Genomic DNA, 24,322 nt, shown 5'->3' on the forward strand with positions numbered 1-24,322 from the left:
CCGGCTTTTTTCGTTTGGAGCTTGTGATGATCAGGGGCTGTCGCTCAGCAAGGGGTCAAAGGCCCCTTCAAGGTAGGGTTCGAACTTGCGCCATTGTTGTGAGCTGTCCTGATAGACGCTTTGACGGACCTGTTGTTGCGAGGCCGTTCGTACGACACGTTGGTTCTCCTCTGGCGACAAAAGGCCATCTTCCCAGCTGAGGTTCAGATAGTCCGCCAACCGGCGGGTTTCTGCTTCCTGATCGGCGACCAGCTGGTCATAATTGAGGCGGTAAATCTGGCCGGGATATTCCGCGTGCCAGACCTCCATCAGGTCGCGATAAAGACCGTAATAGGCGATCAGGTCCTTGATGTTGTAACAATAGCCAAGGCCTTGATTGCCGAATGTGTGCTTGTAGTTCGACCAGCAGGTGGCGATCGGGTCGCGCTCGACATGGACGATTTTGGCTTCGGGATAGAAGATCCGGATCAGATTGAGAAAGCGGAAATTCTGCGGCATCTTGTCGGTTACAAAGGCCTCACCCTTTGTGAGTTCCTGCAAAACTTGATCGAAAATACTCCGGAAACCATCGATGGTTTCAGATGTCAGAAGGCTTCGCTCGCTGACCAATGCATTGCCCAACGTGCCGAATTGATCGAGCTCGCCTGCCGCACCGACCGTAGAGTGGGACGAGACAATCTGCTCAACCAGAGAGGTGCCAGAGCGCGGCATGCCGACAATGAAGATTGGCACCGTTTTTGTGGGCGCAGGTGTCGGCAGATCCAGTTGTTTGATGACATCGGTATGGTATTGCTTGATATTGGCAAACAGTGCCCGGTCCGTTTCTATTGAATAGTCCAGCATCCGGCTTCGGATGTCGTTGCCCTGATGCAGATAGCTGACGGCGACGTCCAGCTGGCCGAGATCTTCATAGGCCTTGGACAGGGCGAAGGACAGGCAAAAGCGGCCTTCGTCGGACAGGTCGCCTTCCTCAAGCAAGGCGCGCATGGCTTGGACTTGCCAATCCTCTTCGGTGAATGTCTTGATCGGGGTCAGCTTGTGATGGGCGCCGATATGGCGCGGATTGTGCTGCAGCGTATCATGGAAACCGCTGCGGGCGGCGTCGAGATCACCCATCTCGAGCAAGGCGAGCGCGCGATTATAATGGGTCGAGGCCTCATCAGGATTGAGAGCCAGTGATTGCTGAAAGCTTGCAATGGCCGCTTGATGCTGATCTAGGCGGGCAAGGGCGCTGCCGCGCACATTGTGCAACAAAATCGAGCTGGGAAAATGGGGTAACAGTTTTTCAGTGGCCTCAAGAGCTTCGGCAAACTGTTTTCGCTCCAGCAATTGGCCCAGTTGGACAGCGGCGGCATGTGGCAGGTCTGCTGTGGCTGACTGATCTGTGTCGCTGGTGATCAGGGCTTCCAGTTTGGCGAGATCCTTGTTCATCACTCCGTGCAGTTTGGCTTGTTCAAGCACCGCAGTTGCCTCGGGGAACATGCTCAGTGCAATCAGCGTGTCGATATAGCTGATCCAATATTGGGGCAGGTCGGGGCGCTGTTTGAGCGCAGCGCCAAAAAACTGGATCGCTTCGGCGGGTTTGCCGACCGCGACCGCGAGGCTACCCATATGATGATTGGCGATGGGGTGATCCGGCTCGCTGTTCAGCACTTCAGCGAAGGCCTGTTCAGCTGCCTGCCACTGCCCGTTGGCCTGCGCTTTCGCGCCTTTGGTAAGCAGATCATCCATGCTTTGTGTCATCTTCGAGCCTCACTCGCTTCTGGGTCCCTGCCGCGAAACAACCGAATCAACGACAGGCGGCTCCTGAGGGCACGGTGAGGGAGGTCAGCACAGATGGCAAGAGGGCGGCGTGTCCGTATGTGGAAGGCCCGGCCGTGAGGGCGCATGCGACCGGCGCGCAAGCGGTCGACACGCATCTAAAAAGCCCATACGCATGTCTCATAAAGGCATAAGCAGGTGCTTACGGAGCGGCAAAGCAGCTTTTGTGCAATCGACCAGAGGGAGGGGACGCTTCATTTTGGGGTCATCCGGTTTGGACCGGGCAACCTCACTCTGTTTAGAAGGACATTCCTTGATGAAGAAAACCATTCTGTTTGCTGCCGCCGCTATCGCTCTTCCATTTGCTGCTCATGCCATGCCTGTCGTTGGTGATCATGTCGGCACCTCCCCTGATGCGGCGCGCACCGCCCTTGCCTCCGCTGGCTGCACAGTCAGCAAGTTCGAAGCAGAAGGGGGCAAGATCGAAGCCAAATGCCATGATGCTTCCAACAAACGTTGGGAAATCTATATTGATCCAAAATCCGGCAATGTCACCAAAATCAAGGCAGACGACTGATGTCATCGTGTCGTGAAAAGAATGAGGGCGACGTCGTGTCGCCCTCTCTTTGGGATCCGCTGGTGCGGTTGACCCATTGGGCCATAGCGGCCTGTGTCATTGTCAATGGCCTGATCAGCGATCCCGGCAAGGCGCTCCATGTCTGGATTGGTTGGGCAGTGCTTGGAATCCTTGCCGTGCGATTGGTGTGGGGCCTGATCGGACCTTCCGAGGCTCGCTTTGTCTCGTTCCTGCCTGATCCGCGGGCTGCCGTTCTGCATGTCATTGATTTGGTTCAGGGTTCTAGGCCGCGTGACTATCCCTCGCATAATCCCGCAGGGGCGTTGATGGTCTATGCTCTGTGGGCCTCATTGGGTATCGTGATTGCGACCGGGTTGATCATGACCGATGCCGGTTCTCCCATGCAGGTTGCGGCGGAGCAGGCGGCTGTTGAGGCCGGAGACTGGTCGCTGCTTGCGCAGAATGCTCTGGATGTTGACAGCGAAATCTACATGGCGATCAAGCATGCTGCAGGCTTTGTGCATGAGGTGACCGCCAATCTGCTTATGTTCCTTGCTGCTCTGCATGTGGTAGGGGTGTTTGTGGAAGGGCGCGTGATGCGACGCAACCTTGTCAAACCCATGCTTCTTGGAGACAGAAAGTGACTGTGACGATTTCCTCGAAAGGCAAAACGGCCGCGTTGACCCTGTTGATCATTCTGCAGGGGATTGCGGCCATTTTCTATCTGGCCGATGCGATCGGCGATACCTTTCGAGGTGCCGAGACCGTCGAGACTGCGATGGAGTTCTTTGCGTCCCTGATGCTGCTTGCTGGGCTTGTCTCCGGCATTCTTCTGTTGCGCAATCTGATGGCGCAGCTTGCGGACACAAACCGTGCCCTCGACGTTGCCCGAGGGCATCTGTCCAGCGTGGTCACTCGGCAATTCGAGCTTTGGGCCTTGACGCCTGCGGAGCGGGAAGTGGCTTTGTTTGCCCTCAAGGGGCTGGATGCTGCGGAAATCGCTACTCTTCGCAGTGCTGCCAAAGGCACCGTTCGCGCACAATTGACCCGGATCTATGCCAAGGCCGGGGTTTCCAATCGGGCGCAGCTGGCGGCCTTCTTCGTCGAAGATTTGCTCTCAGGGCCAGTCGAGACGTTGCAGGAATAAGGTCAAGCGCCATTTTCGGCGCTTGAACGGGTGTGGCGGGCAGTGATGGCGGTCACGCTCGAACACCCAAAGTGGCAGACTGAAGGAAGGAAAGGCAGCCAAAGAGCGCCACATGGTCGTCCTGCAGCAGGTGAATCGGAAAATTCTCCATATGCTCTGCCATGCGCCCCTTGTTTTTGAAGGCCCGAAGAAACGGCCCCTCCGGCTGCATCAGGATTGGCGCCAAGGCGCGCGTGATGCCCCCGGTCAGGAAAACCCCAGAATAGGGAAGCATCAAAAGGGAGAGGTCACCGGTCAATCGTCCCAGAATACGGGCAAATTCTTCGCAAGCCCGGGTCGCCGCAGAATTGGTGCCAGCCAGTCCGACGTCGACGATGTCATGACTATTTGTCAAGAGCGCAGGAGAGCCCATGTCTTCACACACGGCTGTGTAGAGTTCGAACATGCCCTTGCCCGATAAAACACGCTCGGTGGAACAACGCCCATAGCGCGAGATGAATGTGTCCTGAAGGCGCCGGTCAAAGGGGGTCTCAGTGACCAGTGAGCTGTGACCTGCTTCACAACAAACGACCTCTTCCCCACCAGTCAGAAGCGCACAATTAAAGCCGGTTCCCGCTCCCAGAACCAGCTTCGGGCCATGATGGCGTTGTTCTGTTGGCACAACGATGGGGCTTGACTGAAGCCGGTCAGAGAGACGCAAGGCATATCCCAATGCTTCAAAATCATTGATGAAATGGATATGAGGGGCATCGAAACATTCTGCAAGCTCGGTCTTGTCCAGTTTCCAGTCCCGATTGGTCAGCCAGATGCAGTCTCCTTCAATGGGGGCTGCCAGAGCAATCACCATTGTGTCTAGGCTGGACAACTTCCACTGGGCCAGATAGGCCGATACCAGATCCACAAAAGAGGCAAATCGGTCATTGGGGACGCTGTCAATTCTCTCCAGTTCCTTGCCATTGGCAGAAACAAGGGCAAGGCGGCAATTGGTGCCACCCAGATCACATAGAAGGCTGGTCATAGAGTCACCGTGACTTTCGAAAGATGGGCGGGCGCATCGGGGTTGGTGCCAAGGCGCACGGTCAGTTGTTCAACTGCCTTGTAGAAGCTGGTGATATGGCAGATCGGATCCAGCAGGATATGGGATGCCGAGGCGACCGGCAAGGTGGCATTGTCGACCTGATCAAAACCGGTCTGCAAGGTCTGAATGCCTGCATCTCGCAAATGTCCGACCGTCTCCTCAATGCCGGGGCCAGCCTTGTCCCGACTGGCGAAACAAAGGGCCGCAAAGTTGCTTTGTGCCAGTGCAATGGGGCCATGGCGCACTTCCGCCGCGCTGAAGGCTTCGGCGTGCAATCCGCAGGTTTCCTTGAATTTGAGTGCTGCTTCCTGTGCAATGGCGTAACCCGGCCCACGGGAAATCACGAATAGGCCCTTCACGGCGGTCAGCGCCTCCAGCCCCGATTGCCAGTCACATGCGAGGGATCGTTCGAGCGCGTCAGGCAGTGCCGTCAACGCATCGATGAATGCCTTGTCTTTGCGCCAGCCCGCATAGATTGACGCCAGTGCCACGAGCGAACAAACAAAGCTTTTTGTGGCTGCAACTGCCTGTTCCTTGCCTGCCTGCAAGGGCAGAACGCGCTTTGCAGTGCTGCCCAGCAATGACTGCTTCTCATTGACCAGCGCGATGGTTGTCAGACCGGATTCGGTGGCTTTGTTGCAAAGCGCAGCAATATCCTTGCTGCCCCCGGACTGGGAGACAGCCAGAAAGACTGCCTTTTTTGTGGCAAGACCCTGATCATAGATTGAGGCGATCGAGGGCCCCATGGAGCAGACTGGCACGCCCAACTGGCTTTCAACCAGATATTTGAAGTAAAGCGTGGCATGGTCAGAGCTTCCCCGCGCGCATGTGATCAAGCAGGGGGGATCCAGTCTGGCCAACTGTTCCCCTTGTTCAAGATAGAGCGGAAGGGTCTGCCTGATTTGTTCTGCCACGACGTCCGGGATGGATGCGATTTCCTGGGCCATGATGGTCATGGGTGCGTTCTCCTTGATGGAACGCGGTGCCAGATGGCGCCACGTTCCTTTGCAACAGGTCAGGATGGAATGCGCGCCACGATAGGCACATAGGTCTCCAGATCATCGGCAGGGAAGGAAACGGTTTGACCGATTTCTGCCGAGCGATAAAGACCGATCAGCATCTGGACAACAGCCAGCCCATCTTCGAATGTCTCAGACGGACGCTCGCCCTTGCGGAACGCTTCGACCATGTGCCGGTTTTCATCGGTATATCCATAGACACCCGCCTCATCTTCAAGCACCGGCATCAGACCCTGCTCTGCCATTTGTTTCTCGACCAGATCCTCCCCTTCTTCACCGGAGACTTCCCGCGACATGAAGATTTTCAGACCGGTTGCGAGGGAGTTGAACTCCATGGAATATTCCGGCCCCAGCAGCTCGAGCTGGATGCGCAAGCCCGCACCGACATATGCCCAAGACGTGGTCGCCTCGATCATCAACTCGTTGCCATCCTCGTCTTCCAGCGTGATCGTGCCGCGGGCAAAATCTTCCGAAGGACGATTGATGTAATCGACTTTGCCTGCATAGCGATCCGAAAGCTGCTTGGCATAGTTGGGGCGCGTCCATTTGAGGTTGGCCACGGTGCCGTTGACAGACTTCACCTTGAGGGAGCTGCGTGGTTTGCTCGGGTCGGTGAGAAGATGGCGGGCCACTTCGACAGAGTGACACATCATGTCCGACAAGACGCCGCCGCCTTGTTTGTCGCCCTGCCAGAACCAGGCATTGTGCGGGCCGGAATGCTCCTCTGCGGCGCGCGCCAGATAGGGCCGTCCTGTGGTGGAGGCCGCCCGCCGCCAGATGATTTCCTTGCCGCGCAGGACAGGTGTACAGAAGACCTGATTTTCCAGATAGCCGTGGTTCAGTCCGGCATCTTCAACCAGACGCAGCATTTCGCGCGCCTCGGCAATGGTCCGGGCCAGCGGCTTCTCGCAAGCGACCGCGAAGACCTTGCTGCGTTTTTCGGTCACTGCAAGATGGATTTGACGCATAATGTCGAGGCGGGTGTGGTTGGGTGACAGGATCCAGATGGCATCAATCTTGTCGCATTCCAGCATGGCATCCAACGTTTCGAACGGTGTGCAAGGTCCCAAGGCCAGCTCTTGCGCAAGATCGGCTATGCGTTGCCGGTTTTCCCCGTTGCGGCTATAGACGCCTGCGACCTTGACATTGCGCACGCCGATCATGGATTTGAGGTGAAATTCCGCGATAAAGCCGGTGCCGACAATCCCGATATTGAGGGTCTCTTTTGGTGTTGCCATGATGGTTCTCCCTTGAATTTGGACGCACTTGGCCGTCACTCGAAAATCACTGCCGAATGCGCGTCGTTGGATCAGTCTTGGATTGGTGTTTCCCCACCCGAAGCTGCGCAACGGGTGGGTTGATCTAGCTGGCCGTCATGGCGCTGTCCTTTGGCGGCGCTGTGGATTCCCGCACGACCAATCTGGTCGGCACGACAATCGGATCGATTGCCTTGCATTGCCCGGACAAATGATCAAGAAGCCGGGTCATTGCAGCACGCCCGACCTCCAGGCAGGGCTGGTTGATGGTGGTGAGGGCCGGGACGAAAGCTTCAGCCAAATAAATGTCGTCAAAGCCAAAGACGGACAGGTCCTGAGGAACCGTCAGGCCACGGCTGTTTGCCGCGCGGATCACCCCGAAAGCCATCTCGTCGTTGGCGGCATAGATCGCTGTGGGAGGGACCGGCAGGTCCAGCAATCGGTATGCAGCTTCTTCTCCACTCAGATAGGAGAAGGTGCCACGTTGAATATAGTCATCGGGGACGGGCAGTTGATGATGCGCCACGGCCTTCTTGAAGCCAGACAAGCGGCGCACGCTCATGCCTTCGGCGGGGATCGGCCCGGTGATATGGGCAATTCTCCGATGTCCAAGTGCGACGAGATGATCAACCGCGTCCATTGAGGCCTTTTCATTGTCGATGACCACATGGGACAGGTTGGTATCATCGATCATTTCCAACGCAATCACGACTTTTTGCGAGATGTCCTCGGAGAGATCGCCATTTTGCGGCATTTTGCCGGTCATCAGGATCATGCCATCGGCATGGCCATCTGCCAGCATCTGGAAATAGTCTTCCTCCCGCTTGAGATCATTCTCGGTATTGCCCATCAGCAACGAGTAACCGGCTGCACGGGCAACGCTCTCTGCACCCTTGAAAACATTCAGATAGAAAGGATTGCCGATATCACGAACCACCACAAGGATCGACATGGTCTTTTGTGTGCGCAGATTGCGCGCACTGATATTGGGGCGATATCCCAAGGCATTCGCGACGGCCTTGATGTGAGACAGGGTTGGCTCTGCCACCAGTCCCGAGCCGGTGAGGGCGCGGGATACCGTTGCAGGAGACACACCAGCCTCGGTCGCGATATCCTTGATCCTTGTTTTCGAACTCACGTCACCCTCTCAATGCTTTGCTGCGGCCATAGAATAGAAGCAGGATCAGCAAGGTTGCACCGAAGATGATCTGACGCCCCGCTTCTCCCATATTCAATGTGGTGAGAATGGACTGCATCAAGACCAGAAGAAACGCCCCGGCCATGGTCCCTGTATAGGCACCCGTCCCCCCGGCAAGGGCCGTGCCGCCCAACACGACAGCAATGATGGAAGAGAGCATATAACGATCCCCGACATTGGCAAAGGAAGAACCCGAATAGCCCAGAATGCAAATCCCGGCCACGGCTGCGAACATGCCAGACAGGACAAACAGTGTGATGCGGATCGCCTTGACTGGAACACCCGCCATAAAGGCCGCATTCTCATTGGAGCCAATGGCATAGATGCGATAGCCAAAGGCTGTGCGCATCAGCATGAAGGCCATCAGGATCCCGACCGCAATCCAAAGCCAGATCAGTCCCGGCAAGCCAAGAAGGAAGGGCTGCGAGACAAAATTGGCCAAAGCAGGAGCGGCAAGGCCGGAGGGGATGCCATTGCGGATCACGACCAACAGTCCCTGCAAGACGCCAAGCATGCCAAGGGTCATGACCAGCGGTGGAATGCCGAAAATGGTGACGCCGACACCGTTGAGCAATCCGATGAAGCCGCCGGCGGCAAGACAGACCAGAATCGAGGCCACAATGTTGGCATTGCTGCCATCCATCACATTGCCGGCCAGAACTGCAGCCAGAGACACAACGCCGCCGACCGACAGATCGATGCCTTCGCGGCCTCCCAGAATAACCAGATTCTGGCCTGCTGCAACGATGCCCAGAAGGGCTGCAACAATGGACAGGCGCAGGATCTGCTCCGGTGAGGCAAATCCGGGCGACAGGGTTTCACCGATGGCAAGCAATAGGCCGATCAGGATCAAAGCGACGATCAGCGGGTTTTTGACGAATGTGATCATGCTGTTGCTCGTATTTGAGGTGCTGGTTTGAAGGATGCTCATTTGTTTATCCTCCTTGAGGCCAGAACACCCAGCATGAGAACGGCCAGAATGGTGGCCCCTTGTACCAGATTTTGCCATTCGGACGGGGTGCCTGCATAAAAGACCAGAGAACTGATCAGGCCAATGATCAGGGCACCGATGGCCGAGCCGAACGCCGAGCCTGCCCCGCCGGACAGGGCTGTGCCACCAAGAACAACGGCAGCCACACTTGAAAGGGTCATGGCGCCGCCGACCAATGGATCCCCGCTCGCAGTATCGCCCGTGATGCACATTGCGGCGAAGGCGGAGAAAATTCCGCAGATCACATAGCCGGAGATGCGGATTCTGGTAACTGGCAGACCGGACTGATAGGCCGACAATTGACCATTGCCAACGGCCAGCAGCTTGGTGACAAGCTTTGTTTTGGCAATCACCACCAGCAGACCAACAAGCAGTGTCAGAAAGAAAAAGACATTTGGAATACCAAAGCTGCGGCCGCCATAGATTTTCCAAAAGGCAGATGGTGCGGGCAGTCCGGCCACTGGCAAGACCCAAAGGGCGATGCCGGAAATCAGAATCGATGTCGCAAAGGTCGCCACGATGGGCTGAAGGCGTAGCCCGGCCACCATCAGGCCGTTGAACAGGCCGCACAGGGCTCCGATGAAGATACCGAGGAAGCAGGCAAGCAGCACAGCGAAAGGCCCGCCGCCTAGCTGGTTCATGATGACAATCATGCTGACATTGACCAGCGACAGGATTGCTCCGACCGAGAGATCGATATCGGAGCCATAGACCACGAATGTCTGGGCAACTGAGAGGAAAACCAGAGCCAGATAGGTGCTGACCACCCCTTTCATGGCGCGGATTGTCAGGCTGTTCGGCTCGGCGATGCCATTGAGCACGATCAACAGCAGCAGGATGCCCAGTGCGGGCAGAAAAGGGAAACGGCGCAGCATGGCTGCTGCATCAAACTTACTGGATTGGGTCTGCATCACTCCGCTCCTGCATAGGCTGCCTGATAGAGATTGAAGCGGGTTCGGTCTTCCCCGGTCAATTCTCTTGTCACAGAACCATTGTTAAAGACCAGAATGCGGTCTGAGTGGGTGAGGAGCTCTGCATCTTCAGATGAATAGAGAATGATCGCCATACCCTCATCCGCCAACCTGCGCACAAGAGCGAAAAGCTCGTTCTTGGCTCCAAGGTCGATGCCTTTGGTTGGATCATCGAGCAACAGGATGTCCGGGGGATTGGTTAGCCAGCGCGCAATCACTGCCTTTTGCTGATTGCCGCCCGACAAGGACCCGATGGAATGGGACAAGCTGGCATATTTGGTGCTCAGTGCAGCCAAGGCCGGTTCGACCACCTCTCCAAGCGAGGAGGGCATGGCCAGCAGTTTGCGGCTTTTGAGGAAATGGATCGGCGCGACATTTTCCCGGATCGAACGCCCGGTGATCACACCATCGCGCACCCTGTCGCCTGACACATAAGCAAAGCCATTGCGAATGGCAGATCGGGGGGTGGTGTTTTTGTAGATTGTATCTCCAGATATTAATTGACCGGACATCATTTTTTCAGCGCCGAATATCGTGCGCAGCAATTGTGATTGCCCTTGGCCATGCAATCCCCCAAGGCCGAGAATTTCCCCTTCGGCCAGATCAAAGGAAATGCCCTTGAGACGGCCGCCCGTCACATCGCTGGCGGAAAGACGAACGTGTTTGTCCTTGTTTTTTACTACTGCTGCGGGCTTTGACATCGAGGCGGGTTGGGTCGCCTGCTCACCGATCATGTCCCTGATAACCGCAGCCTGATCGGTCTCATCGACCTTGTGGGACGAGATCGTTGTCCCATCCCGGATGACGGAGATGCGGTCGCCAATCTCGAAAATCTCATCCATGCGGTGGGAAATGAAAATGATCGAGCGTCCTTCAGCACGCAAATCCCTCAATATGGAGAAGAAGCACTCGACCTGTGCTCTGTCCAAGGCTGAGGTCGGCTCATCGAAAATCAGAATCTCGGCTTCACTCGCCAGCGTTTTCATGATCTCGACCAGCTGCTTCTGATCCGGGCGCAGCTTGGCAAGCGGAACATCTACAGAGAAATCGTCCCCTGCAACCGCTGCAAACTTCTCGACATAACGCGAGGCTTTCTGCGTCAGCTGGGCGCTATCGACCAAAATGCCGGCTTTGCTGGGCAGGGCATAAAGGCAAATATTCTCGGCCACCGAGAGATGGCCGGACAGGCTCAGCTCCTGATAGAACAGGCAGACACCTGCAGCGCGCGCATCCTGTGGGCTGTTCAGCGAAACGGGATGACCATCCAACTCGAACAGGCCGCCGTCCGGCTTGACACTGCCTGCAATCACCTTGCAGAGCGTGGATTTGCCCGAGCCATTGGCTCCGATCAAGACGTGAATTTCACCGCGTTCCAGCAAAAGATCGCCGCAGGCCAACGCTGTCGTGGCTCCATATCGCTTGACGATCTGCTGGAGTTTCAATCGACACATGCTTTGGTGTCCCTCTTTCCATACCTAAGATCGGCGCCGCAAGCCGTCCCCTGACCTGCGGCGCCAACGGCTCACTTTTTACTTGAAGTAAGCCTCTGCTTCCTCGATCGTGAGGGAGCTGGTATAGGAATAGAAGCCCGGCTTGTCAGCCAGTTCCTTGGCGATCTCGCCGACATTGTCGCTGCCAATGAACGGGATAGGCAGATACATTGCATTCTTATACTGGCCAGCGGTGGCTGGCTCTTTGAGTTCACGTCCCTGCAACATGAAGACGGACACGTTCAACGCACTGGCCATCACGCCTGGAGGGTTCACAGAGGCGCCAGACTTGAAGTTGTTGCCAACCCACAAGTCGATGAAGTCCTTGCGGATTTCGCCGGTTGCCGAGATTTCGCCAGCTTTCTTGGCATCCATCAGTGACCGCCAGGCACCAGCCGCCATGCCGTCCTGTACCCATACGCCGTCAATGTCGGGATAGGTTGCCAGAAGGTTCTGCATGGCCTGTTGGCCTTGCGCCTGATCCCAGTTGGCATTGACCTCGTTGACGATCTTGATGTCCGGATATTGTTCGAACACGCTGCGATAGCCAGCAATCCGCATTTCATTGGCCGGATGGCCCGCAAAGCCATTAATGGCCACAACCTGACCTTTGCCACCGAGGCTTTCAGCCAGCCATTTGGCGCTGATTGCTGCCCAGTTGGTCTGGTCGATCCCCACATAGATCGCATCCTGAGAGGAGACTTCGGCGTCTGTCGAGATCACCAAAATGCCTTCTTCCTTGGCCTGGCTGAATACCGGATCAAAGGCTGTTGGGCTGTTGGGGTTGATGATGATGGCATCGACGCCCTGATTGATGAAATTGCGCACATGGGCAATCTGACCAGGCACATCCACATTGGCGCTCTGGACGACAACCTTGACGTCAACGCCACGCTCTTTCCATTTTTCTGCTGCGGCCTGAGCTTCCTCAATCATTTGAGTGCGCCATTCAGACCCTACCCATCCATTGGACAGGCCAATCACAAATTCCTCCGCGCTGGCCGCCGGAATGGTCACGACCATCGCAGCAACGGCCAAAAGTGCATTTTTCAACTTCATCAGCTTTCTCCCTATGCATCTTTGCTGTTATTAGAATGACACAGATGAAATCGATTTCAATAGAATAATGAATTCGATTTCATTGGCCGTTTTCAGCCGATTTTTACAAGATGAAGCGGAGTTAAGTTTTGGTGATTAAATCCCTGAAATTACTGTTTTCTTTCTAAGCTTCATGATTGACAATGCGCACATTGTGCATCTGGATAACTTTGTTCATGGATAGGTACAAATCTGCGAGATGACATTGCCCAAAATGGAAGCTCTCTCTGTCACAGGCAGGTCAATTTCAGGGCTGACGAGATGGCAGGATAATCCTTATCTGGGATCCCTTTGTACCTTCCCTGACGGTGGAGATTTTCAGACACTGCCAGCTTTTTCAATCACCAGCACCCGAACAGGCCCGTCCGGGTGCGCCACATGTTCATCGCCATCCTGGGCATGAAAGATATCTCCGGGCTTCAAGCGCAAAACGGATTCCATCCCTTTCTCGCGTACATGCATGTCGACCTCTCCATCCAGAACAACAAACACTTCAGGGCCGTCATTCACGTGCCATTTGTAGGGGGAGTCGGTCCAATGAAGCCGTATTGTGGCGTCTTCAATGCGCTCGATATCCAGCGCCTCCCAAGCCTTCTGACCGGTGAATTCATTCGCCGTGATTTTCTGCATAGGTTCTCCTCGCTCTGGCCGTTGATCTAAGTCGTGACTGGTGGGATATTACCGCCGACATGGGCGAACGAACACTTGCGTTGCGACGTAATTGGCCTGCTATTGGAGGGAAATGACGTTGGATCAAACGGATAAACGGATACTGGCGGTTCTGGAAGGCAACGCACGGACAAGTGCCGCTGAAATCGGACGTCGGATCGGGTTGTCCCGAACAGCGGTGCAGGATCGCCTGTCAAAGCTCGAAACCTCCGGTATCATCGGTGGCTACCGCGTTGTGATTTCCGATGCTGAAGGGGATCTGATCCGTGCCGCCTTGTTTGTCAAAATTGCGGTTCGCCCATGTGAGCCGGCTCTGAACTGGATTGCGTCTCTGAATGGGGTGCAGGAGGTGGTGTCCTTGTCAGGTGACATCGACGCTCTGGTCAGATGCGCGGTTCCTGACGTGGCAGCCTTGACGGCACTCAATGACAAGATCGGTCAAAGTGAGCTGATCACCAGTGCAAACTCGAGTGTTATCCTGCGCGTCATCCCATAACAAAGCTGTCGCACAGGTCGCGCCCTTTAGTCCGGATTGCCCGGTTCGGTCTGTACGCCCAGATCCTTGAGGGTGACAATGCGGTTGCCGCGCAGGTCGTTGGCGCAGACCAGATAGTCGCGTTCTTCCATGTAGGTGAGCAGGAAGCGGGCACGGGACGGCGACCGGGTGCCGTAGGCGGTGGCAAGTTCCAGATTGGTCGGGCAGGGCTTCTTGCCCAAAGCCGCCTTGGCAAGCAACAGATAGACGCCGCGCATGTCTTCGGGCAATTGGTCTGCGATCAGGCTCGCCTGTTTCCACTGGTCCTCATCCAGAGTGTCTTCCTTGTCATCGACGCCTGCCCGAGCAACGGCCAGAAGCTGTCGGAATTCCTGCAATTCAGGGGTACGCTTGAGACGCTTTTCGATACGACAGCGGACCTGAAAATCCTGATAAAGCACCGAGACCGGCTGATAGGCGGCGTCCGGATCTTCCAGCAGATCGGTCAGGATCTGGTGTAGGATCTCCTCGCGCTCCTCGGCGCTGAGGCCGGGGTCGAGGTCGAGCTGCGGTTCGGTTTCCCCTTCAAATTGCTGATCAAGGCGCATATGGGCCAACTGCTGGAGCACTTGCGCGGTGGTTTGGGTTGGAGGGGCGATCGCGCGGCGCGGCTCATCCTCGCCGCTTGGCTTGAACAATAGGTCGTCCATGGCCTCCCGATTCACTTCAGGCAACGGCATCAATTTGGGGCTGGTGGAACGGGCCGAGGTTTCGACCGCGCCGATCTTGACCGTTTCCGAGCGGCGATAGAGGGCCGGGCCGAGGGCGACAAACTGGCCGCGATCAAGGTTGCGGAAGGTTTCGGCCTGACGGCGCTCAAGGCCGAGTAGGTCGGCAGCGCGTGCCATGTCGATATCGAGAAAGGTGCGGCCCATCAGGAAGTTCGAGGCTTCGGCGGCAACGTTTTTGGCCAGCTTGGCCAGACGCTGGGTGGCGATGATCCCCGCAAGACCGCGTTTTCGGCCGCGGCACATCAGGTTGGTCATGGCGGAAAGCGAGGTGCGGCGGGCCTCTTCGCTCACCTCACCACCAGCGGCGGGAGCAAAGAGCTGGGCCTCATCGACCACCACGACGACCGGATACCAGAAGTCCCGTTCGATATCGAACAGGCCATTCAGGAACGCGGCTGCGGCCCGCATCTGGCGGTCGGCATCCAGTCCCTCAAGGTTCAAAACCGCCGATATCCGGTGCTGGCGCACGCGGGCGGCGATCATTGACAAGTCATCCTCGGTGCCGATGGCATCGACAACCGCATGGCCATATTTTTCGGCCAGGGTGACAAAGTCCCCTTCCGGATCGATGACGACCTGCTGAACCCACGGGGCGCTCTGCTCGAGAATGCGGCGCAACAAGTGGGATTTGCCCGAGCCGGAATTGCCCTGAACCAGCAGACGGGTTGCCAGCAACTCTTCCAGATCCATAAGGGCAGGCTGGCCCAGTTTCATGGTTCCGAGATCAATGCTGACGGTCATACGGTTTCTGCTCTGATGATAAGGAGGGGTCGGGCGGGGAACGTCGCCGATTCGTGTGTCTTGCGCAAGAAATGGGTGGCTGCAAAGAGGATCTGGTTGATATTCAGAGGTCTCTTGTGAGGAACGGGGATAGATAATGGCCATCAAAAAGCAAACAATGCGCGCTTCGAGCGACATTCAACAGTCGATGGGGCCGAGGGAATGGGCCATGTTGCTGATGTTGTCTCTGGTCTGGGGTGGATCTTTCTTTTTTGTCGAGGTTGCGGTCACCCAGTTGCCGACACTGACCATCGTTTTCACAAGGGTTCTCTTGGCCGCAATCGCCCTGTGGGGTGTGATCCTGCTGACCGGGCGAGCGGTGCCGCGCAGCTTTGCCGTCTGGCGCGCATTTTTGATGATGGGCCTGCTCAACAATGTCATCCCCTTCGCGCTGATTGTCTGGGGACAGAAGACCATCGCGTCGGGATTGGCGTCGATCCTGAATGCCTCAACACCCCTTTTTACCATTCTGGTCGCGGGGCTGTTGCTCACCGATGAACGGATGACCTTGCGCAAAGGGTTTGGTGTGGTGATTGGCTTTGTCGGGGTGGTGATCATGATTGGCGGCGATGCGCTTTGGGGCCTTGGTCAAGGAGTCTGGGCGCAACTGGCCGTTTTGGGGGCGGCCTTGTCCTATGCTTTTGCCGGGGTTTTCGGGCGGCGCTTTAAGGCACTGGGTGTTGAGCCGGTGATGACCGCTGCGGGGCAGGTGAGTGCCTCAAGTGTGATCTTGCTGCCGATGGTGTGGTTGTTCGATACACCGCAAAGCCTGTCGGTGCCCTCCATGGGGGTGATTGGGGCTCTGGTGGCACTGGCACTGGTGTCGACCGCCTTTGCCTATATCCTCTATTTTGGAATATTGGAACGGGCGGGGGCAACCAATTTGTTGCTGGTTACCTTCCTCATTCCGGTCTCTGCCATTCTGCTGGGCGCTGTGGTGCTTGGTGAACGGCTGGAGCTGCTGCATTTTGTCGGGATGGGTTTGATCGGTTGCGGGTTGGCGGCGATTGACGGGCGGTTGCTGGCCCTTGTCCGGCGGGCTCAGTAACGGGCCTGCTGGCGGCGGATTGCGGCGATCTTGTTTTCTGCCTCGACCGCTTGTCGCAAGGTGGTGATACCGGAGGCTTCCAACAGATCGACGAGACGCAGAAAGACTTCCGCCGTGGCCATGGTGTCGCCCAAAGCGGTGTGGCGCATGTCGGGCAGGATTTCAATGCCGAACTGTTCTGCCAGAGCATCAAGGGTCAGGCTGGCATTTTGTCCCTGTAGATGGGCGGCGAGCAGCACCGTATCGAGCACCGGATTGGTGAATTTGATCCCCGTGCTTTCCTCCTTGAGGCTGAGGAATTTCATGTCGAAGGCTGCATTGTGGGCCACCAGAACGGCATCAGAGGCAAAAGACTGGAATTTCGGCAAGACCGCGTCAATGCGCGGGGCGTTGGCGACCATGGCGTCGGTGATGTGGTGGATCTTGGTGGTGGCGGGTGGAATGGTCCGACCCGGATAGACATACTGGTCGAAAAACTCGCCCGAAAGAATGCGACCATTGACGATACGCACCCCGGCAATCGAGATGATCTCGTCGCCACCGGATGGATCAAGGCCCGTCGTTTCGGTGTCAAAGACGACAAAGTCCAGCTCACGCAAGGGCGTATCCTCTAGTGAGCCAAGGTTGGTGCGCTCCATCAGATCGAAATCATAGAATTCCAGCCGCTCTGGCAGGATTTGCGTTTCCTCGCGTGCCTCATCGGTGTGGTGATCGCGGGCGGGAGCCAGAGGCAGACGCAGATGGATGGTGCCTTGTGGCACGCGGGTGCACCAGAAGTCGGTTTTGTGGCGGTCGAGCACATCACGGCCGGTTATCTCACCCAGATCGCGATCCAGTGGTTCATCGAGCCAGGAATTGATCTGGGCAACGCTTGGAACCTCGTCTCCATGCCAGTGGAGATCGATATAGACCTTGCGTCCGGTCTCGGTGGCCTGAAGCTGGAAGGCCTTGAGCCCGGTGGTCTCTGCCACCTTGCGCAGGACAAATTCCACCAGTTCAACAATGGTCACAGAATCGCAGTGGAGCCAGATTGGCTCTCCGATGAATTCGCAGGTGATCTTGAGGCTTTCGGCACTGTTGCGGCGCAGGACCGAGTTGAAAAGGGAGGAGGAATAGACATCACTCATCGGCCATGCATTGGCGAGCATGGCGTGGGCGGTGTCGTCAAGGGCGGTGATGCGTTTGGCCAAAGCTGAGGCTTCGCGGGCGATCATCTTTTCAAGCGCCTGGCGGGTTTGGCTGTCGAGATGAAAGTCGCCAGTCAGCATTTCCGCTGTGGCTTGCAGATTGGCTGCCGGGTCACGCAAATTCACCAGCGCATTGTGCAAGAGGCGGTCGCGCTCGACATTTTCGGCCAACTGACGGGTGACATTGTCGAAGGTAATCATGAAGCCGGTGGCGCTGGTTTCCTGTTCGTTGAGCAGCAGCGACATGCGCCCTTGCAAGGTGTGGCGTCCATCAGCCGTGGCGCAGATGACCAGTTGTCCAAGGCCTTCCTTGTGGCGTTTGTGACGGCCTTCAGAAAAACGGCGGGTGAGGCGCTCGAGGGCATGATGGAACGGGGCGGCGGAGACCACGCTGAAGAGTGAGCGACCAAGGCCGAGATCGCCGGATACGTGGAGAATTTCCAGCGCCCGGTGGTTATAGAGCAGGATCTTGTGGTCAAGATTGCAGATCAGTACCCCCTGACTGAGATCCTTCAGGACGCTTTCAAGGCGGCGTTTCTGTTTGTTGGCATTGTTGACTGCCACGGCAATCTGGCGGTCGGTCTCGTTGCGCGCCTCGACCAGCGCTTCGGATATTTCCCGGATGGCCGGATTGAGAAAGCCGAGATATTTGCCGGTTTCCTGATCAAGCCCCTGGCCTGCGCCAGCATGGACGAGGGATCGGACATCCTTGACAATCATCTCAATCGGGTTGGCAACATTCACATCGAATTTCTGCCAGACCCAACCAGTGAGGAACAGAATGCCAAAGCAGGTAAGTCCGCCGAACAGAACCAAATGTGGCAGGGCGTCAAATCCAATGCGCTGGAGAGCAAGATAAAGATCGATGATGACCAGCGCGCTGGAGCCAAGGGCGATCAGCGCAAAGAACAGAAAGATGCGTAGGCGCAGGCTGAGCCGCTGGAGTAAAGGCATGGAAACACTATGGATCTGACAAAATGGTCTTTGAGCTGAATTCAGGTTGATCGGTCGGGCTTGCGGGTCGGTTGACTTAGCCGAAGGCCATGTCATGCGTATTTTTCGAGCCGGGTTCGGTCAGCAAGGCATCAACCGCCTTGACGACAGCCTCAAGTGCGAAAGGCTTGGTGAGATAGGTGTCGGCTCCAAGCGCGAGACCTTTTTCGATTTCGATTTCACGGCTGCGGGCGCTGATCATGATGATCTTGGTGTCGCTCGTCTGAGCCGTGGCCCGGATTGTCTGGCAGGTCTCATAGGCACTGCGATCATCCTGAGAAAGATCGAGCAACACCAGATCTGGATGATGTTCTTGCGTGGAGCTGAGGGCGCTGCTGCCGTCAGGGGCGGTCATGACATGATAGCCTTGCGCTTTCATCAAATGTTCAAGCACGAAGGACATAGATGGTTCATCATCGACAACCAAAACTGAATGAGCCAAAATGGTATTCCTCCCAGAGACCGAAGATGACATGAAGTTTAGAGCGGGGCTATCGTGTATGAAAACTGACGACTGACCGCTTTCTCTTTTTCATTGAAAGTATGTCTGTTTTTGCCTTTTCGTGCTATTGGCCTTTCTGCTCAGCAAGGTGGTGCCATCGGGCGAGAGAACCTTTGTCAGGGCTGGTTGCAGACCGCGTCAAAAAGCGGATCGGTGCCGTCGATGTCGAACCAGTTGGCCGTGCCAATGGCATCCTCTGTCAAAGGCTTGTTGGCGGACCAGTCGGCGCGTTTGCCGCCAATGCAATCGATCATTTGCAGAATGGTCGTGGTCGGGCCGTCTTTCTCTGCCTGAAACAAAGTGGCAAGCCGAATGCCGGGATAGTCGTCATTTTTCTTGATGGTTGCCTTGTCGATGGCAAGGAAACGGTCGGTGCGGGGCACGATGAAGGACAGGGGCTGGAGCAAGCTGGTGCCCTCGGCGGTGCGCAGGATGACGACATTGTCGTCAAAGTCGCTCGTTGCGCGGGCATACCAGCCATAATCAAGGACAATTTGCAGCAGGATCATTGCGGTGCCTGCGGCCAATGGCACGGCTGCCTTCGGGCGCGGGCGCTTGAGGATCATCTTGTAGAACAGGATGATGAAGCCCGCCGCGCCGACCCCGGCAACAAAGGTTCCAAGCAAGATGAATAACATGGCTTCACTCTCTCCCGCGCAACCCGATACAAGGGTGCGATATACTCGAATTTGACTGCTCTTTCAGGCGCTAAGATCCTGAAACTACTTTGATTGACAGATACAATGGTTGACGGGCCTTGGTAAGACCGCATTTCGTCGGGGGCGGGGCGGGCGGTTTTGCCTGCCGCCCTTTGCTTTGCCTTAAGAAAAGGCGCTCTGGCTTTGTCCAAGAGCTGATTGCAGGGTCTTGATGATCAGGAAGGCATCCTTGAGATGATTGCGTTCCAGTTCGGAGAGGCTGGCCGGGGCCAGATAATTGTCCGGGGCGCGGCCCTCGCGGATTTGCCGGGCCTGATGCTCAAGGCGCATGTCGGCGATCAGGTCATAGGCGTCGATCAGGTCTTGCGCACTGGTCTTGTTGATGGTGCCCTGATCGCGGCCAATGATCAGCCGCTCGCGGGTATTGGCGGCGGTGATGGCACCCTGAATGGCGTAGGCACGGGCAAGATCGACAATCGGCACGACGCCATTGTGTTTGAGGTCGACCGTATCCTTATGCTCGCCCTTCTTGATCAGCGCAAAGCCGCGGAAAAAGCTGAGCGGTGGGGTGTGGGACAGGGAATTGGAGATCATGTGTGCGCGGAAAATGCTGTTCTTCTTGGCTTTTTCCATTGTCTCCTGAAACATGCCGGCAAACAGATCCTCTTGGCCAACAATCGGGCGCAAATCGAACATAACGCTGGCCAGCATCTGGGCCGTTGGGTCGGGCTTGTCGATCCATTGATCAAAGTAACGGCGCCAGACCGAGCTTGGCTGGCACCAGCGCGGGTTGGTGGCCATCATGTCACCGGGGCAATAGTAAAAGCCACAGGCGTCAAGGCCGTCCGAGACATATTGGGCGAGGTGCTTGAAATAGGGTCCGTGCTCGGTCGCGTTATAGCTGTCGTCGAGCATCAGGCAATTGTCCTGATCGGATATGCCGGTTTGTTCCTGCCGCCCCTGCGAGCCGCAGGCCAGCCAGAGATAGGGGATGGGGGCGGGGCCGAATGTGTTTTCGGCCATTTGAATGAGGCGGCGGGTCAGGGTGTCGGTGACATTGGTGACGATGCGACCGATATGGTGGGCATCAACGCCGCTGCCGACCAACTGAGCCAGCATTTGCGGCACTTTGGCGACAATGGAATTGAGGCCTTCAAAGTCGTCCTGATGCTGGATGTCGCGGATCAGATAGGGGGCGGAGACCGCCTGCTGGCGCACCAGATTGGTGTTGGTCAGGATGCCCACCAAAGTGCCGCCCGAGACAATCGGCAAATGGGTGTGGGAACGCTCCATCATCGAGGTCATGGCATCAAAACCGAGCGCGTCAGGGCCAAGGGTGAAGGGATCCGGGGTCATCACGGCGCGAACCGGTGTGTCGAGCGGCCTGCCCGCAGCCACCACCCGGTCGGTGAGGTCGCCCGAGGTGAGAATGCCGATCAATCTGTCCTCTTCGGTGACCAATATGCAAGAAATCCGGCGTTCCGCCATGGCTTTCGCCGCTTGGGTGACTGTGGCCTCTGGCGTGATGGTGATTGGGTCCGGGGTCATCAGTTCCCCAACGGTGATGGAGATCAGGTTGGTGGTCTGATCCATCCCTTGCGGCTTCGCCTGCCGTTTGATGATCGAGCTGTCGAAAAAGCCGTGAAAGGCTTTGTTGCCTTGCACCAGCCGATTGAATTCGGCCTTGGGAATGACGAACAGGGTGGTGTCTTCGGATGCGACCGCCTTGTTGGGGGCCTCTCCGTTGGACAGGAGCGCCCGTTCACCAAAGCAATTGCCGACATTGAGATGCAGCAGCAGATTGTTTTCCGGGGTGATCAGGTCCACCGCACCGGAATGAATGACATAAAGGCCGGTCATGCGCTGGCCGACATCGACAATGGTCTCGCCAGCCTTGACGCCAATGAACGAGGTCATAGTCCCGATCTCTTCCAATCGGCTCATTTCCAGAAGGTCGAATGGATGTCGATGTGCTGCAAAGTCTGCAAAGTCACGCGTGGCCATGACAAGCCTCCCCACGAACGCGTTGAACCGTCGAATTTTGCCCCTGATCAGAATGGTCTCCACAGGGGACGTAAAAAAGATCCCGCCGATAGTAGGGTCGGCGGGATCTTTCAACATGTCCTTGATCAAGGTCACGAGGATCTGGAAGGAGCCTCGTGACGATGGTCTTAGTGGTCGATTGCCGCGCCAGCACCTTTTGGAACGCGGATGCTTTCCACCAGTTCCTGAATTTCCTGTGGTGGCTCTTCGGTGGCCGAAGAAACAACATAAGCGACGGCGAAGTTGATGATCGCGCCGATGGCACCAAAGGCTTCCGGAGCAATGCCCAGGAAATGGTTGGCAGTGGTGTTTGCCAGCATGTTGGTGCCCGGGATGAAGAACCAGCCCTTATACATGAAGATGTAGAGCAGGGTGGAGAGGATACCGGCAACCATGCCAAGGATTGCACCCTTGGAGTTCACGCGTTTGGAGAAGATACCCATCATCAGAGCCGGGAAGATCGAGGATGCAGCCAGACCGAAGGCCAGTGCCACAACCTGTGCCGCAAAGCCGGGAGGATTGAGACCAAGATAGGCAGCAATCACGATGGCAACCGCCATGGATATACGTGCATAGAGCAATTCCTTTTTCTCGGAAATATCCGGAGTAAAGGTGCCTTTGAGCAAGTCGTGAGAGACGGCAGACGAAATAGCCATCAACAGACCGGCTGCAGTTGACAGCGCGGCAGCAAGACCACCGGCAGCAACCAGAGCAATCACCCAGTTTGGCAGTTTGGCGATTTCCGGGTTGGCCAGAACCATGATGTCACGGTCCACGCTCAGCTCGTTGCCCTTCCAGCCAAATTCCTCAGCCTTTGCAGCAAAGGTTTCGGATTTGTCGTTGTAATATTGGATGCGGCCGTCGCCATTTTTGTCTTCGAACTTCAGCAGACCAGTGGTTTCCCAGTTCTTGAACCAGTCAGGACGATTCTCATACTGAAGGTTGCCATCTTCCGCACCAATGGTGCCGGTCTGGATGGTGTCCATCAGATTGAGGCGAGCCATGGCGCCAACGCCGGGAGCGGTGGTGTAGAGGATCGCAATGAAGACCAGTGACCAGCCCGCAGTCCAGCGTGCGTCAGAGACTTTCGGCACGGTGAAGAAGCGGATGATGACGTGTGGCAGGCCAGCGGTGCCGATCATCAGGGACATGGTATACATGAACATGTTGAGCGGGTTGCTGGTATAGGCCGTATATTCCTTGAAACCAAGGTCGGTGACCACCTGATCAAGCTTGGTCAGCAGCGGCGTGCCAGAGGCGGCGTGATCGCCGAACAGGCCGAGCTGTGGCAGGAAGTTGCCGGTCAGTTCCATCGAGATGAAGATGGCGGGAATGGTGTAGGCAAGGATCAGAACGCAATATTGAGCGATCTGGGTGTAGGTGATGCCTTTCATGCCGCCCTGCACTGCATACAGGAACACGATGGCCGTGCCGATGATCAGGCCGGTGGAGGCTTCCACTTCCAGGAAGCGCGAGAAGGCAACACCAACGCCCTTCATCTGGCCGATAACATAGGTGATCGAGCAGATGATCAGGCAGATAACAGCCACGATGCGTGCGGTGGATGAATAGAAGCGGTCACCGATGAATTCTGGCACGGTGAATTTGCCGAATTTGCGCAGATATGGGGCCAGCAGCATGGCGAGCAGCACATAGCCACCGGTCCAGCCCATCAGGAAGACCGATGCGCCATAGCCGTTAAAGGCGATCAGACCTGCCATGGAAATAAAGGAGGCTGCCGACATCCAGTCGGCGGCGGTTGCCATGCCGTTGGCAACAGGGTGAATGCCGCGACCGGCTGCATAGAATTCGCCGGTTGAACTGGCGCGGGCCCAGAAGGCAATGCCGATGTAAAGCGCAAAGGACGCGCCCACAACGATGTAGGTAAGAGTTTTAAGATCCATAATCTAGCTCCAACGTCCTGTTCTTATTCTTCAACGCCAAACTTCTTGTCGATGGCATTCATGCGCACCGCATAGAAGAAGATGAGTCCAAGGAACACATAGATAGATCCCTGCTGAGCGAACCAGAATCCCAGATCGGTTCCACCGACAGAGATGCCAGACAATGCAGGACGCAGAAGAAGACCAAAGCCGAACGAAACCACGAACCAGATGATCAGGCAGACCGTGATCAGGTTGAGGTTGGCTTTCCAATAGGCACCGGAGTCATTATTCTCGGCCATTTATTCCCCCCATGGTGATGAACCGGGCTTGCGGTCCATTTTCCTGGAAACTCGGTTTGTTTGAAGGCGGATGTTTTGTTGTCGGGGGCCATTCCTCTTTTGCTCCCACATCCTTTGCCATCGCGCGCACCTGAGCAATGTTTGCGAAAGAAACCAGACAGGTGAAGGCACCTTCTGGCGTGTCACGATGTAAAATGAGTGGCGAGATGGTTTCAATTAATGTTTCGTATAATTCCATCATCCTTTAGTCTCGAAAGGACTTTTCTTTGCTGGATTTGAGTCCATTCGGCGCTGGTCTAGAGAAAAAGTTGTCTCTAGTCTTACTATGAAAGTATAATTGCCTTTTGTATTTTTCTGCATGTGCGAAATGACTTCAAAGAGACTCACATACCTTGTTTTGACTT

At 56.2% G+C, this 24,322-nt stretch carries 23 protein-coding genes; 5 read left to right on the forward strand and 18 right to left on the reverse strand.

Features of this window, described 5'->3' with window-relative positions; genetic code table 11:
• Window positions 1-30: 30 nt before the first annotated feature.
• On the reverse strand, window positions 31-1,731 hold the full coding sequence (locus tag FDK21_RS00415) for a tetratricopeptide repeat-containing sulfotransferase family protein (RefSeq protein ID WP_171021890.1): 1,701 nt from the start codon (window positions 1,729-1,731) through the stop codon (window positions 31-33).
• A gap of 346 nt (window positions 1,732-2,077) precedes the next feature.
• On the opposite strand from FDK21_RS00415, the gene FDK21_RS00420 reads away from it, so the two are divergent.
• From FDK21_RS00420 to FDK21_RS00430, 3 genes are read left to right on the forward strand one after another with little or no spacing between them, the layout of a single operon-like run.
• Complete coding sequence (locus FDK21_RS00420; RefSeq protein WP_114010676.1) at window positions 2,078-2,338, forward strand: PepSY domain-containing protein; 261 nt, start codon at window positions 2,078-2,080, stop codon at window positions 2,336-2,338.
• The gene (locus tag FDK21_RS00425; protein WP_138147136.1) at window positions 2,338-2,982 is read left to right on the forward strand and encodes a cytochrome b/b6 domain-containing protein; all 645 of its coding nucleotides are present in this window, start codon (window positions 2,338-2,340) and stop codon (window positions 2,980-2,982) included. Before FDK21_RS00420 ends, FDK21_RS00425 begins: the two co-directional genes overlap by 1 nt.
• Complete coding sequence (locus FDK21_RS00430) at window positions 2,979-3,485, forward strand: helix-turn-helix transcriptional regulator (protein WP_245418502.1); 507 nt, start codon at window positions 2,979-2,981, stop codon at window positions 3,483-3,485. Before FDK21_RS00425 ends, FDK21_RS00430 begins: the two co-directional genes overlap by 4 nt.
• A gap of 52 nt (window positions 3,486-3,537) precedes the next feature.
• On the opposite strand, the gene FDK21_RS00435 is transcribed toward FDK21_RS00430, so the two are convergent.
• The 9 genes from FDK21_RS00435 to FDK21_RS00475 form a co-directional block, all read right to left on the reverse strand.
• Window positions 3,538-4,503 carry an ROK family protein gene (locus tag FDK21_RS00435; RefSeq protein WP_138147137.1) on the reverse strand — a complete coding sequence of 322 codons (966 nt, stop codon included), beginning with the start codon at window positions 4,501-4,503 and terminating at the stop codon, window positions 3,538-3,540.
• Window positions 4,500-5,519, reverse strand: a complete 1,020-nt coding sequence (locus tag FDK21_RS00440) for an SIS domain-containing protein (RefSeq protein WP_246657461.1) — start codon at window positions 5,517-5,519, stop codon at window positions 4,500-4,502. Before FDK21_RS00440 ends, FDK21_RS00435 begins: the two co-directional genes overlap by 4 nt.
• Window positions 5,520-5,578: 59 nt before the next feature.
• A complete protein-coding gene (locus FDK21_RS00445; protein ID WP_138147911.1) occupies window positions 5,579-6,823 on the reverse strand; it encodes a Gfo/Idh/MocA family oxidoreductase in 1,245 nt (414 codons plus the stop codon).
• 121 nt (window positions 6,824-6,944) lie between these two features.
• A complete protein-coding gene (locus FDK21_RS00450) occupies window positions 6,945-7,976 on the reverse strand; it encodes a LacI family DNA-binding transcriptional regulator (RefSeq protein WP_114010679.1) in 1,032 nt (343 codons plus the stop codon).
• 1 nt (window position 7,977) lies between these two features.
• On the reverse strand, window positions 7,978-8,967 hold the full coding sequence (locus FDK21_RS00455) for an ABC transporter permease (protein WP_114010680.1): 990 nt from the start codon (window positions 8,965-8,967) through the stop codon (window positions 7,978-7,980).
• A complete protein-coding gene (locus FDK21_RS00460) occupies window positions 8,964-9,938 on the reverse strand; it encodes an ABC transporter permease (protein WP_114010681.1) in 975 nt (324 codons plus the stop codon). Before FDK21_RS00460 ends, FDK21_RS00455 begins: the two co-directional genes overlap by 4 nt.
• Window positions 9,938-11,449, reverse strand: a complete 1,512-nt coding sequence (locus FDK21_RS00465) for a sugar ABC transporter ATP-binding protein (protein ID WP_138147138.1) — start codon at window positions 11,447-11,449, stop codon at window positions 9,938-9,940. Before FDK21_RS00465 ends, FDK21_RS00460 begins: the two co-directional genes overlap by 1 nt.
• Before the next feature lie 78 nt (window positions 11,450-11,527).
• Window positions 11,528-12,547 (reverse strand): ABC transporter substrate-binding protein, encoded by a 1,020-nt coding sequence (locus tag FDK21_RS00470; protein WP_114010683.1) that lies wholly within the window; start codon window positions 12,545-12,547, stop codon window positions 11,528-11,530.
• 357 nt (window positions 12,548-12,904) lie between these two features.
• A complete protein-coding gene (locus FDK21_RS00475; protein WP_114010684.1) occupies window positions 12,905-13,216 on the reverse strand; it encodes a cupin domain-containing protein in 312 nt (103 codons plus the stop codon).
• 112 nt (window positions 13,217-13,328) lie between these two features.
• On the opposite strand from FDK21_RS00475, the gene FDK21_RS00480 reads away from it, so the two are divergent.
• The gene (locus tag FDK21_RS00480) at window positions 13,329-13,751 is read left to right on the forward strand and encodes an Lrp/AsnC family transcriptional regulator (protein ID WP_138147139.1); all 423 of its coding nucleotides are present in this window, start codon (window positions 13,329-13,331) and stop codon (window positions 13,749-13,751) included.
• Between the two features lie 26 nt (window positions 13,752-13,777).
• On the opposite strand, the gene FDK21_RS00485 is transcribed toward FDK21_RS00480, so the two are convergent.
• A complete protein-coding gene (locus FDK21_RS00485; RefSeq protein WP_114010686.1) occupies window positions 13,778-15,262 on the reverse strand; it encodes an ATP-binding protein in 1,485 nt (494 codons plus the stop codon).
• Between the two features lie 136 nt (window positions 15,263-15,398).
• Here FDK21_RS00485 and FDK21_RS00490 point away from each other — a divergent pair, with 136 nt between their 5' ends.
• Window positions 15,399-16,349 (forward strand): DMT family transporter, encoded by a 951-nt coding sequence (locus tag FDK21_RS00490; RefSeq protein WP_246657462.1) that lies wholly within the window; start codon window positions 15,399-15,401, stop codon window positions 16,347-16,349.
• Here the strand turns inward: FDK21_RS00490 and FDK21_RS00495 are convergent.
• The 7 genes from FDK21_RS00495 to FDK21_RS00525 form a co-directional block, all read right to left on the reverse strand.
• Window positions 16,343-18,490, reverse strand: a complete 2,148-nt coding sequence (locus tag FDK21_RS00495) for an exonuclease domain-containing protein (protein ID WP_171021891.1) — start codon at window positions 18,488-18,490, stop codon at window positions 16,343-16,345. The genes FDK21_RS00490 and FDK21_RS00495 overlap by 7 nt on opposite strands.
• A gap of 76 nt (window positions 18,491-18,566) precedes the next feature.
• Complete coding sequence (locus FDK21_RS00500; RefSeq protein WP_198662986.1) at window positions 18,567-18,971, reverse strand: response regulator; 405 nt, start codon at window positions 18,969-18,971, stop codon at window positions 18,567-18,569.
• Window positions 18,972-19,147: 176 nt separating this feature from the next.
• Entirely contained in the window at window positions 19,148-19,669 is a 522-nt protein-coding gene (locus FDK21_RS00505; protein ID WP_138147141.1) for a hypothetical protein, read from the reverse strand.
• Between the two features lie 183 nt (window positions 19,670-19,852).
• Window positions 19,853-21,694 carry a DUF294 nucleotidyltransferase-like domain-containing protein gene (locus FDK21_RS00510; protein WP_138147142.1) on the reverse strand — a complete coding sequence of 614 codons (1,842 nt, stop codon included), beginning with the start codon at window positions 21,692-21,694 and terminating at the stop codon, window positions 19,853-19,855.
• Between the two features lie 167 nt (window positions 21,695-21,861).
• Entirely contained in the window at window positions 21,862-23,637 is a 1,776-nt protein-coding gene (locus FDK21_RS00515) for a sodium:solute symporter family protein (RefSeq protein ID WP_114010691.1), read from the reverse strand.
• A 23-nt stretch (window positions 23,638-23,660) separates the two neighbouring features.
• Entirely contained in the window at window positions 23,661-23,918 is a 258-nt protein-coding gene (locus FDK21_RS00520) for a DUF4212 domain-containing protein (protein WP_114010692.1), read from the reverse strand.
• Window positions 23,905-24,159 (reverse strand): hypothetical protein, encoded by a 255-nt coding sequence (locus FDK21_RS00525; protein ID WP_114010693.1) that lies wholly within the window; start codon window positions 24,157-24,159, stop codon window positions 23,905-23,907. The genes FDK21_RS00520 and FDK21_RS00525 overlap by 14 nt, the downstream gene beginning before the upstream one ends.
• Window positions 24,160-24,322: the final 163 nt, after the last annotated feature.

The organism is Cohaesibacter sp. CAU 1516, from assembly GCF_005771485.1.
GTDB classification, from domain to species: Bacteria; Pseudomonadota; Alphaproteobacteria; order Rhizobiales; family Cohaesibacteraceae; genus Cohaesibacter; species Cohaesibacter intestini.

Coding starts and splice junctions, on each gene's coding strand:
- FDK21_RS00415 (WP_171021890.1), bottom strand. CDS start 1,731: ATGGATGATCTGCTTACCAAAGGCGCGAAAGCGCAGGCCAACGGGCAG.
- FDK21_RS00420 (WP_114010676.1), top strand. CDS start 2,078: ATGAAGAAAACCATTCTGTTTGCTGCCGCCGCTATCGCTCTTCCATTT.
- FDK21_RS00425 (WP_138147136.1), top strand. CDS start 2,338: ATGTCATCGTGTCGTGAAAAGAATGAGGGCGACGTCGTGTCGCCCTCT.
- FDK21_RS00435 (WP_138147137.1), bottom strand. CDS start 4,503: ATGACCAGCCTTCTATGTGATCTGGGTGGCACCAATTGCCGCCTTGCC.
- FDK21_RS00440 (WP_246657461.1), bottom strand. CDS start 5,519: ATGACCATCATGGCCCAGGAAATCGCATCCATCCCGGACGTCGTGGCA.
- FDK21_RS00455 (WP_114010680.1), bottom strand. CDS start 8,967: ATGAGCATCCTTCAAACCAGCACCTCAAATACGAGCAACAGCATGATC.
- FDK21_RS00460 (WP_114010681.1), bottom strand. CDS start 9,938: ATGCAGACCCAATCCAGTAAGTTTGATGCAGCAGCCATGCTGCGCCGT.
- FDK21_RS00465 (WP_138147138.1), bottom strand. CDS start 11,449: ATGTGTCGATTGAAACTCCAGCAGATCGTCAAGCGATATGGAGCCACG.
- FDK21_RS00470 (WP_114010683.1), bottom strand. CDS start 12,547: ATGAAGTTGAAAAATGCACTTTTGGCCGTTGCTGCGATGGTCGTGACC.
- FDK21_RS00475 (WP_114010684.1), bottom strand. CDS start 13,216: ATGCAGAAAATCACGGCGAATGAATTCACCGGTCAGAAGGCTTGGGAG.
- FDK21_RS00480 (WP_138147139.1), top strand. CDS start 13,329: ATGACGTTGGATCAAACGGATAAACGGATACTGGCGGTTCTGGAAGGC.
- FDK21_RS00485 (WP_114010686.1), bottom strand. CDS start 15,262: ATGACCGTCAGCATTGATCTCGGAACCATGAAACTGGGCCAGCCTGCC.
- FDK21_RS00490 (WP_246657462.1), top strand. CDS start 15,399: ATGGCCATCAAAAAGCAAACAATGCGCGCTTCGAGCGACATTCAACAG.
- FDK21_RS00495 (WP_171021891.1), bottom strand. CDS start 18,490: ATGCCTTTACTCCAGCGGCTCAGCCTGCGCCTACGCATCTTTCTGTTC.
- FDK21_RS00505 (WP_138147141.1), bottom strand. CDS start 19,669: ATGTTATTCATCTTGCTTGGAACCTTTGTTGCCGGGGTCGGCGCGGCG.
- FDK21_RS00510 (WP_138147142.1), bottom strand. CDS start 21,694: ATGGCCACGCGTGACTTTGCAGACTTTGCAGCACATCGACATCCATTC.
- FDK21_RS00515 (WP_114010691.1), bottom strand. CDS start 23,637: ATGGATCTTAAAACTCTTACCTACATCGTTGTGGGCGCGTCCTTTGCG.
- FDK21_RS00520 (WP_114010692.1), bottom strand. CDS start 23,918: ATGGCCGAGAATAATGACTCCGGTGCCTATTGGAAAGCCAACCTCAAC.
- FDK21_RS00525 (WP_114010693.1), bottom strand. CDS start 24,159: ATGATGGAATTATACGAAACATTAATTGAAACCATCTCGCCACTCATT.